Genomic DNA, 8,955 nt, shown 5'->3' on the forward strand with positions numbered 1-8,955 from the left:
GACCATGGCAGCCCCAACACCGGCAATGATCCACAGGGGCACCCGTGCATGCCGCTGGCCACGCGCCAGAACGACCGGCAGCCAACTTGGCGAGAGCGAAGTCTGAGGGCGCGGCAGCGTCGCGCGAAACCGTCTGTAGAGATCGGTTCTGAGGTTCGTCAACGCCAGCGCTCCGTCCGGGGCGGTGCGGTATTGCCCTTCAAAACCCAACGCGAGACAGGCAAACATCAGCTCAAGCGTGTAAGACCGTTGCGCAGGATTGCCTGACAGACGGTGCAGGCGGGTAAAGAATCCGACGCCCGGGTTCGGGTCGCCAAACAGCTGGTGCGTCAGGCCATTGCTTCTCCAATAGGCGACATCCGCACCCGGCAGGTTCTGCGCGATGTCATCGCAGGTCGCCGCAAGCGCATAGGCCGATGCTGCAACGTCTTCCTCAGGGGCGCGGGCGGACCGCGCATCGCTTTGAAATCTGGTGAGCGCGCGCGACAGATGTTCGCGCAGTTCGATCTTGTCCATCTCGACCAGACCGGTGCGCAAAAGACCCAACAGCCCCAGAAGATCATCAGCAGCTGCAAGAACAGGGTTTGTCGGCCGAACGACCGCGCGACCGCCACTGTTTACCGCTTCAGCAAGCGGGATCTGCATCGTGGACACCGGCATAAGGTCAACCGGGCGGGGGGCCAGAACCGTCCGCTCATCGTCGTTCTGCACCTGGGGATTTACGCGCGGTTTGGGCCGAGACGCGGATGGAACAGAAGACTGTCCGATTACAGTCCTGTCGTCATCCTCGCTCCCCATATCAATACCGCCTGGGCGTCAGGCCAACGGCACCAAATGGCCGCGTTTGCAGACTTGAATTCATCTTCCTCTGCTCACTTTCTGTGGCCACTGGTCCTTGATCGGGACACGGACCAGCCAGCCTGTGAAAGCCTAAAATAACTTTGGCGATTACTTTGCGACTAAGTCTGCCTTGCGTCAAGTTTACCGCCACACCCGCCAATCAGGCAGATTGACCCGCCGCAAACTTGCAACGCTTGCATCACGTGAAGCGATCGGTGCAGGCAGCAGGCCCTCAGACCATCCACCACCGTTGCGAGATACGGCCGTCATCAAGGGGCGCGCGGGATCCGATATGTTTGGGGACCCCAACGCCCTGACGTGCCGCCAGATCAACATGATCGGCTCCGGGATGCAGGATCAGGGCCGCCGTATCCCCCAGCCCTTCGGCCTGAGGCAGGTCAGCCACATCGACATAGCCATCCCGCAGCGCCTCGGCGCGCACGGCAGGATCCGGGATCACGGCGATCTCGACCTCGTCAAACCAGCCGGCCTGACCATCCTTGTAGTGGGGCTGCACACGCTGGCCCAGGAAATGCCGCTCACCCTGATAACGCTGCACGCGATAAAGACCCGTGCCCACGGGAGTTTCGCTCTCAATACCGGCGGGCAGCATGACCATATGCGGATCAGCCAAAAGATAGGGCAGTTGCGGGTTCGGTGCGTCAACGCGCAGGCGCAACTGATGGTCGGCCAAGACATCCATATCCGCCGCAAACCCATGAACCTGCAACGACAGCGCCGCATCTTCGGCTACAAACGCCCGCCCGTCGTGGAAATGCACCTCAGCACGTAGATTCAAAAGCCAGTCGCACCCCTGGGCATCACTGCTCCAGGCGCTGGCAAGTTCACCGCGCAGCAACCCATCCGGGCCAACCTCTGTCAGGGTATCATAGACCGCACCACGCACAGCCGCATCAAAGCGCGCATCGGCACGCGGCACTGCCAGACGCAGTCGGCCACCACGTCGCGGTGCCGCCTCAAGCGACACACCCGTCGCGGCCAGCAAGGCGGCAGCGGCACCAGAGGTGAACAGTGCACGGCGATCAAGTCGGGACATCACAGCACATCCTCTGCGATCTGATCCATCGTGCGCACAAGCTCGGCACTGATTCCCGGCTCGGACAGCGCGTGACCGGCATTGCGGATCATCTTCAGCTCACAGGAGGGCCAAAGCTCTGCCAGCCGATAGGCCGAGCTTGGCGGGCAGATCATGTCATAGCGCCCCTGCACGATCACGCCGGGAATATGCGAGATCCGCCCCATATGGGCCAGAAGCTGACCGTCAAACTCCAGAAAGCCGCCATTGATGAAATAGTGATTCTCAAGCCGCGCAAAAGCGCGCGCATAATCCCCCGGGCTGTCGCCGGAAGACCCGTTTGAATGAATGGACGCCAGCGCGTTTTCCCATGCAGACCATGCCCGGGCATACCGCGTTTCCTGAGACAGATCGCCCGAGAACAACCGCCTATTATAGGCCGCGATCAGATCATCATGTTCGTCCGTCGGGATCATCGAGGCGAAACGCGCCCAGGTTTCCGGCCAGAACTTGCCCGCACCGCCACCATAAAACCAGTCCAGTTCGGCCTTGGTCATCAGGAACACGCCGCGCAGAATGATGCGCATCGCGCGATCGGGATGGGCCTGCGCATAGACCAGAGACAGCGTTGCGCCCCAACTGCCTCCAAAAACGCACCAACTGTCTATGCCAAACGTGCGGCGAATCTTTTCGATGTCGCCCACAAGATGCCATGTCGTGTTATGCGCAACCGAGGCATGAGGCCGTGAACGTCCGCACCCGCGCTGATCAAACAGAATCACCCGATAGACCTTGGGATCAAAATACCGCCGCATCGCAGGGCTGCAGCCGCCACCCGGACCACCATGCAGCACAATAACCGGGATACCGTTGGGTTCCCCGCATTGCTCGACATAGATCTGATGACCATCGCCCACGTCCAGCATCCGCTGATCGAAAGGATCGATCGGCGGATACAGATACTGAACTGCGCGCTTTTGGTCCGAGAATTTGTCCATTACTGACCTATATAGATCGAAGATGACAGAAGAGCATATGGAGACAGGAATGCAAGCGCAACAATCCACCGTCGATCCGGCAGAAATCGCAAAATTCGAGGCGATGGCAGCCGAATGGTGGGACGTGAACGGCAAGTTCAAGCCGTTGCACATGCTCAACCCATGCCGTCTTGATTACATAACAACCCAGATCGCAGGAGAGTTTGACCGCGATCTGAGCACCTCGAAGCCCTTTGCGGGATTGCGTATTCTTGATATCGGCTGCGGCGGCGGGTTGCTCTGCGAACCCATGGCTCGACTGGGTGCAGATGTGGTCGGAGCAGATGCGGCCGAGCGCAACATCCCCGTCGCGCGGGTTCACGCCGAGCAATCGGGCCTCACGATTGATTATCGCCATACCACCGCCGAAGACATGGCCGCGGCCAAAGAACAGTTCGATATCGTGCTGAACATGGAAGTGGTCGAACACGTGGCCAACCCGCTCAGCTATCTGACCGCATGCCGTGAGTTGCTCAAACCCGGCGGTCTGCATATCTGCTCGACGATCAACCGCAATCCGAAAAGCTTTGCCATGGCGATAGTCGGGGCAGAATACGTGATGCGCTGGCTGCCGAAGGGGACCCATGAATGGTCAAAATTCATAACCCCGGACGAGCTGTTTGATCTGATGAGGCAGGCCGGGTTGAATCCTGTCGATCGCAAGGGATTCGTGTTCAACCCGGTGACATGGAGTTGGAAAATCTCGGACCGGGATCTGAGCGTGAACTACGTCACCGCATCGCTCAAGCCCAGCTAGTCCGAGCTTTCCAGCTTGCCGCGCAACTCGCGCAGGATGGGCAGTACGGCGCGGACTTTCTCTGTGCCCAGATCTGCGACCATCTCATTGAGCATTGGCGTTATCGTAGAGATCGCCTGGTCGCGCGCCCTGCGGCCAGCCGGGCTGATGGCCACCATTTTGCGTCGCGCATCATCCCAGTCGGGGCGAACATGAACGTATCCGGCCCATTCCAGTTTCGACAGCGTGTTCGTCATCGCGCCCCGGGTGACATGGAACGTATTGGCCAGTTGCGCAGGCGAGCGTTCCTGTCCCGTAAACGCCAAGTGATTCAGAACCGAGAAATGCGAGATCTCCATTCCCTTGGGCAACACCTTGCTCAACCGATTGCGCAACAGCTGGTCGGCGGTCAGAATCTCACTGAACAAAGTGACGGCAAGAGCGCTGTTGTCATCTGGCATTTACGGATCTTTGAATGGTCTCACATGTGTCAGCGAGGGTACTTTGTGCCGCGCGTCCTCTATGGATGTATCATCCAAATCGAAAAAGTGAATGCCGCGCTCTGTCCCACCATCGACCAGAACCTCTCCCCAGGGCGATATCACCATACTGTGCCCGTATGTGCGCCGTTTCCTGCCATCTGTATTCGGATGCTCTCCGGTTTGTGCCGGTGCCAGCACATAGCACCCGTTCTCGATCGCCCGCGCCCGCAAAAGCGCCTCCCAATGAGCCGCCCCCGTGACCGGTGAAAATGCGGCCGGCACGGTCAGAATGCGCGCACCGCTCTGGACCAGTTTCTGAAAAAGGTGCGGAAAGCGGATGTCATAGCAGATCGTCATCCCCACCAGGCCAAAATCAGTCTGTGCAACAACCGCCCGATCGCCGGGGCGATAACCTGCGGACTCGCGATAGGTCTCCTGCTTGGTGACCTGCACATCAAACATGTGGATCTTGTCATACCACGCAACGATGTCGCCTTGAGGATTGATCATGAAAGACCGGTTGGCAAAGCGCCCATCCGCATCATCGGTCTTCAGTGCCAATGATCCGATCAATAGCCAGACGCCCAGCGCCCCGGCCTGCGCGCGCAGGGCAGCCAGCGTCGGATCATCGGCCTCATGTCGCAGCACGTTCAGCTGACGTTCCCGGCTGGAGGACACGCAGTTTGTCACCTCGGGTGTAAGTATGAACCCTGCGCCACCCTCGGCGGCCTGCGCAATCAGCGCCTGGGTTTCAATCAGATTGGCTTCGGGATCATCACCCGATGTCAGCTGAACCAGCGCGCCGCGCATCATGCGCCCAGCAAGCCGTCCAGCTTGCCCGCGCGTTCCAGCGCATAAAGGTCATCGCAGCCGCCCACATGCGTGTCTCCGATGAAGATCTGGGGGACGGTGCGGCCGCCATTGGCCCTCTGGATCATTTCGGGTTTGCGATCCGGGTCCGCCCAGACGTCTATCTCGGAAAAGCTGACGCCTTTTTGCGACAACAGCCGCTTGGCGGCATGACAGAACCCGCACAGAGGCGATGTGTAGATTTCGACCGGTTGCATCGTGCATGAACCCCTTTGGAATAGTCTCTTTGTCGGGGATTTAGACGTCCTTTGCAACGCGCGCCAGCGTCAGCACGAAAACGTCACGACATCCGGCGTCTTGGCAGGCATGCGTCGCCGCGGACAGTGTCGCTCCCGAGGTCATGACATCGTCGATCAAGAGAACAGGCCGCCCGGCGATTCGGTGACGACGACGCGGGTTGATCACCATCGCGCCCTCAAGCAAACCAAAGCGATCAGCGACGGTTTTGTGTTCCAGAGGTTGCGTGCGCTTGCCGCGCAGCAAGAGATCCGGGCACATGGCGTATCCGGTGCGCTTTGCCAGTGCCTGAGCCAGCGCTGCAGACTGATTGAAAGTGCGCGTGAACAACCGGGTCCAATGCAAGGGAACCGGCGCAATCAGCATGTTTTCCTGAAACAGGGGCTTGCCGGCCCGCTCCATCCATTGTGCCGCCATCAGGGCAACATCGATCCGCCCGCCATGTTTCAGCGACATCACCATCTGGCGACCCGCATCCCGATAAAGCATCACAGCCCGCCCCGCTGCCCATGGTCTGGGAGCTGCAAGGCAGTCATCGCAGGACACAGGCCCACCCTGCGATCTGCCCGGAAGCGGTAGGCCGCAAAACGTACAGGCCAGCCCGACGATGAACGGCGTTTTCCCCCAACACGCGCCGCATAGCCCGAAATCCGAGGCAACCATGCCTCCGCAGCCGACGCAGCGCGGTGGGAATATGACCCCAAGCGCTGTTTGAAACTTGCCCTGAATCACCTTATTTCTGCCTTCATGGCTGAAACACCTCCCTTAGTTGACCGCACCGCGCTCAAGCTGCATCGCGCCCGGGCGCAGGTTCAGGAGTTGTTCCTTCACAGCGCCGCATTGGACGAGGTTCAGGATCGCCTCTCCATGGTTAACAAGGTGTTTACGGATATCGCCATAGTGACACCCTTTCCCCAGATATGGGCAGAGGCCTATCCCGATGCGACGACCATCCTGGATGACGATACGCTGGCGCTGAACAGCCAGAGCTTTGATCTGGTGATCCACGCCATGTGCCTGCACTGGGCAAATGACCCGGTCGGCCAATTGATACAATGCCGCCGTGCCCTGCGTCCTGATGGGCTGAACCTGACCATCTGTCTTGGTTCGCAAACCCTGACCGAGCTGCGTTCGGTCCTGGCCGAAGCCGAAATTGCCCAGCGCGGCGGTCTGTCGCCTCGGGTGCTGCCCATGCCGGAAATCCGTGATCTGGGAGGTTTGTTGCAGCGCGCTGGATTCGCCCTGCCCGTCGCGGACAGCGCGCTTTTGACGGCGCAATATCGCGATATGTTCCACCTGATGCATGATTTGCGCGCAATGGGCGAAACGAATGCTCTGGCCGCGCGGCTGCGCACGCCCAGCAGCCGCAGCCTGTTCGCGCAGGCCGCCGCTTTGTATGAAGAACACTTCGGAGGTGACGGCACCCTGCCGGCAAGCTTTGAAATGATCTCTTTGACCGGCTGGGCACCGTCTGCGTCCCAGCCCCAACCCTTGAGGCCCGGATCCGCACAAGCACGGCTCGCGGATGCGTTGAATACAGCAGAAACCAAGCTCTCGGATTGACCATCGCTCAAAAGCGTTTATCTGACCCCCAAGCGACCCAATCGGATGCCACAATGCTTGATGCCACAAAAGATGCCGTATGTCCTGCCCACGCCCCGGCCGCGCACCCGCGTGTGCCCGCAGCCAAAGTCGGGATTCTTCTGGCCAATCTGGGCACACCTGACAACTATGACTACTGGTCTATGCGCCGTTATCTGAACGAGTTTCTGTCGGACAAGCGCGTCATCGACTATTCCGCGTGGATCTGGCAGCCGTTGTTGCAACTGATCATCCTGACCAAACGCCCCTTCAGTTCGGGTGCTGCCTACAAGTCCATCTGGAACGAGGCAGATGGCGAGAGCCCGTTGATGACGATCACGAAGCAGCAAACAGCCAAGATCAAGAAGGTTATGCATGATCGCCACGGTGACCAGGTCATGGTCGACTTCTGCATGCGCTATGGCAACCCGTCGACCAAGTCCAAGGTCCGCGCCATGGTCGAAGCCGGCTGCACCAAGATCCTGTTCTTTCCGCTATACCCGCACTATGCCGGGGCAACCTCGGCGACCGCGAACGATCAGTTCTTTCGCGCATTGATGGAAGAGAAATGGCAGCCCACGACCCGCACGGTCGAGCCGTATTTCGAGCATCCCTTGTACATCGAAGCGCTCGCGCAATCCATTGAACGCGCTTACCGCACACTGGAGACGCGGCCAGATATACTTGTGTGCTCGTATCACGGCGTGCCCAAGCGGTACCTGATGGAGGGTGACCCCTATCACTGCCAGTGCCAAAAGACGACGCGTCTGTTGAAAGAGCGTCTTGGCTGGGACGGCACGCAGATTACAACCACGTTCCAGTCCCGTTTCGGACCGGAAGAATGGCTTCAGCCCTACACCGTGGAAGAAGTCGCAAGACTGGCGGAAAGCGGCAAGAAGAACATCGCCGTATGTGCACCGGCATTCTCATCGGACTGCATCGAAACGCTTGAAGAGATCAACGAAGAGATCAAGGAAAGCTTTGAAGAGGCCGGTGGCGAGCATTTCACCTATATTCCCTGCCTCAACGACGATGACGCGCATGTGACGGCCCTGTCAGCCGTAATCGACGACAATCTCAAAGGCTGGATCGGCTGAACGGCAACGCTCAGGTCTGAAAACGAAAAAGGCGGTGGAAATCCACCGCCTTTTCCTAACTTTGCCGTTGAACGACTTAGTTGCTTGCAACAGCAGCTGCGATCAGAACAACAATCAGCAGCGGCAGCAGGATACCCTGCGACGAACCACCTGTTTCTTCCACGATCAGCGGTGCTTCCACGACTGGCTCAGACAGGTTGCCTGCATAAGCGGTCGAAGCAGCAGCAGTCAGAGCAGCGGCGAGAACGAGTTTCTTCATGTTAACCTCCAGAATTGGCACGGATCGACAGCACAAACCGTGCACCTAAGACTTACCTCGTAATGGTTTTGTAATCAGCATTCTGATGTGAATGCAATTGCTTGTTGGACAAACTGACCCTAGCCGCGGAAAAATGTCGTCAATTTAGCAACACTTGCGGCGCAATCCGGGTCGCTGTTGGGAATTCCGCTAAAGTCTCGTTGAAATCCCCGGCCGGGCTGAATGATGGTTGCCAGCCGCATTTCCGCCTATCCAAGATCCCATGATTTCGTCACACGCCAGAGTTTGGCAAAAACCGTCGATTTCCAAAAGGTTATCCTGTCGCCGGTAACGGTGCCACAAACCAAGGAGGGTGACGAGCACCGCGAGGCGCGCGCAACTCGATCAACACGCATCGCGCGAACCTGCCAAGCAAGACATGCGATCGCGCGCACCCGGGCGCGACACGCTCGGCGTTGACCCGGATACCGTCGTCTGCCTGATTGGTGGATCAGCGGCGGTGCTGTCACCCCACGATCGGATGTTCTGTCCTGATGGATTTCCATTTTCGGCATTGTTTTGCGTATGATATGGTCCGAAAGCCTCAATCACACAGCAAACGGGACTCTACATGGCACTTAACGGATTTGTGGGTTGGACTGGCAACGCCGGACAGGGTATCAGCAACACCGAAGTTGGCAGAGGTCTGATTATGGTGCGTTTGGTTTCACTGCTTTTGATTGCGGTACTGGGTCTTTCGGCTTGTAGTGCTCCGAGCAATGTCAGCACACAGTTGGCCGC

11 protein-coding genes and 1 pseudogene are annotated in these 8,955 nt (G+C 58.7%); 3 read left to right on the plus strand and 9 right to left on the minus strand.

Annotation, left to right across the window (positions count from 1 at the left end; genetic code table 11):
- From icmH to pip, 3 genes are all read right to left on the minus strand, one after another.
- A partial coding sequence (icmH, locus tag WAO69_RS14940; RefSeq protein WP_422180532.1) for a type IVB secretion system protein IcmH/DotU occupies positions 1-711 on the minus strand: 711 nt, incomplete at its 3' end.
- Between the two features lie 361 nt (positions 712-1,072).
- Positions 1,073-1,897, minus strand: a complete 825-nt coding sequence (locus tag WAO69_RS14945; protein ID WP_422180534.1) for an ABC transporter substrate-binding protein — start codon at positions 1,895-1,897, stop codon at positions 1,073-1,075.
- Complete coding sequence (gene pip, locus WAO69_RS14950) at positions 1,897-2,874, minus strand: prolyl aminopeptidase (RefSeq protein ID WP_422180536.1); 978 nt, start codon at positions 2,872-2,874, stop codon at positions 1,897-1,899. The genes WAO69_RS14945 and pip overlap by 1 nt, the downstream gene beginning before the upstream one ends.
- A gap of 49 nt (positions 2,875-2,923) precedes the next feature.
- Here pip and ubiG point away from each other — a divergent pair, with 49 nt between their 5' ends.
- Positions 2,924-3,670, plus strand: a complete 747-nt coding sequence (gene ubiG / locus WAO69_RS14955; RefSeq protein ID WP_422180549.1) for a bifunctional 2-polyprenyl-6-hydroxyphenol methylase/3-demethylubiquinol 3-O-methyltransferase UbiG — start codon at positions 2,924-2,926, stop codon at positions 3,668-3,670.
- Here the strand turns inward: ubiG and WAO69_RS14960 are convergent.
- The 5 genes and pseudogenes from WAO69_RS14960 to WAO69_RS14980 all read right to left on the minus strand — a co-directional run.
- Positions 3,667-4,110, minus strand: coding sequence for a MarR family winged helix-turn-helix transcriptional regulator (locus tag WAO69_RS14960; RefSeq protein ID WP_422180538.1), 444 nt, complete (start codon positions 4,108-4,110; stop codon positions 3,667-3,669). The two genes, ubiG and WAO69_RS14960, sit on opposite strands and share 4 nt — an antisense overlap.
- A complete protein-coding gene (locus tag WAO69_RS14965) occupies positions 4,111-4,941 on the minus strand; it encodes a carbon-nitrogen hydrolase family protein (protein ID WP_422180551.1) in 831 nt (276 codons plus the stop codon).
- Positions 4,941-5,198 (minus strand): glutaredoxin 3, encoded by a 258-nt coding sequence (gene grxC / locus WAO69_RS14970; RefSeq protein ID WP_422180540.1) that lies wholly within the window; start codon positions 5,196-5,198, stop codon positions 4,941-4,943. Before grxC ends, WAO69_RS14965 begins: the two co-directional genes overlap by 1 nt.
- A 40-nt stretch (positions 5,199-5,238) precedes the next feature.
- Positions 5,239-5,730, minus strand: a complete 492-nt coding sequence (locus WAO69_RS14975) for a ComF family protein (RefSeq protein WP_422180553.1) — start codon at positions 5,728-5,730, stop codon at positions 5,239-5,241.
- Between the two features lie 45 nt (positions 5,731-5,775).
- Positions 5,776-5,970, minus strand: a pseudogene (locus tag WAO69_RS14980) (double zinc ribbon domain-containing protein); the annotation flags it as partial.
- Positions 5,971-5,985: 15 nt separating this feature from the next.
- Here WAO69_RS14980 and WAO69_RS14985 point away from each other — a divergent pair.
- Together WAO69_RS14985 and hemH are read left to right on the plus strand one after the other, a co-directional pair.
- Positions 5,986-6,801 carry a methyltransferase domain-containing protein gene (locus tag WAO69_RS14985; protein WP_422180542.1) on the plus strand — a complete coding sequence of 272 codons (816 nt, stop codon included), beginning with the start codon at positions 5,986-5,988 and terminating at the stop codon, positions 6,799-6,801.
- Positions 6,802-6,854: 53 nt separating this feature from the next.
- Positions 6,855-7,916: a ferrochelatase gene (gene hemH, locus WAO69_RS14990; protein WP_422180544.1), complete on the plus strand. Its 1,062-nt coding sequence runs from the start codon at positions 6,855-6,857 to the stop codon at positions 7,914-7,916.
- 76 nt (positions 7,917-7,992) lie between these two features.
- Here hemH and WAO69_RS14995 read toward each other — a convergent pair whose 3' ends face one another.
- Positions 7,993-8,175 carry a hypothetical protein gene (locus WAO69_RS14995; RefSeq protein ID WP_422180546.1) on the minus strand — a complete coding sequence of 61 codons (183 nt, stop codon included), beginning with the start codon at positions 8,173-8,175 and terminating at the stop codon, positions 7,993-7,995.
- Between the last annotated feature and the right edge of the window lie 780 nt (positions 8,176-8,955).

Source organism: Aestuariivita sp. (assembly GCF_049276915.1).
Taxonomy (GTDB): Bacteria; Pseudomonadota; Alphaproteobacteria; order Rhodobacterales; family Rhodobacteraceae; genus Aestuariivita.

Excerpts from the sequence above, each read along its gene's own strand:
- WAO69_RS14945 (WP_422180534.1), bottom strand. The coding sequence starts at position 1,897 with ATGTCCCGACTTGATCGCCGTGCACTGTTCACCTCTGGTGCCGCTGCC.
- pip (WP_422180536.1), bottom strand. The coding sequence starts at position 2,874 with ATGGACAAATTCTCGGACCAAAAGCGCGCAGTTCAGTATCTGTATCCG.
- ubiG (WP_422180549.1), top strand. The coding sequence starts at position 2,924 with ATGCAAGCGCAACAATCCACCGTCGATCCGGCAGAAATCGCAAAATTC.
- WAO69_RS14960 (WP_422180538.1), bottom strand. The coding sequence starts at position 4,110 with ATGCCAGATGACAACAGCGCTCTTGCCGTCACTTTGTTCAGTGAGATT.
- WAO69_RS14965 (WP_422180551.1), bottom strand. The coding sequence starts at position 4,941 with ATGCGCGGCGCGCTGGTTCAGCTGACATCGGGTGATGATCCCGAAGCC.
- grxC (WP_422180540.1), bottom strand. The coding sequence starts at position 5,198 with ATGCAACCGGTCGAAATCTACACATCGCCTCTGTGCGGGTTCTGTCAT.
- WAO69_RS14985 (WP_422180542.1), top strand. The coding sequence starts at position 5,986 with ATGGCTGAAACACCTCCCTTAGTTGACCGCACCGCGCTCAAGCTGCAT.
- hemH (WP_422180544.1), top strand. The coding sequence starts at position 6,855 with ATGCTTGATGCCACAAAAGATGCCGTATGTCCTGCCCACGCCCCGGCC.
- WAO69_RS14995 (WP_422180546.1), bottom strand. The coding sequence starts at position 8,175 with ATGAAGAAACTCGTTCTCGCCGCTGCTCTGACTGCTGCTGCTTCGACC.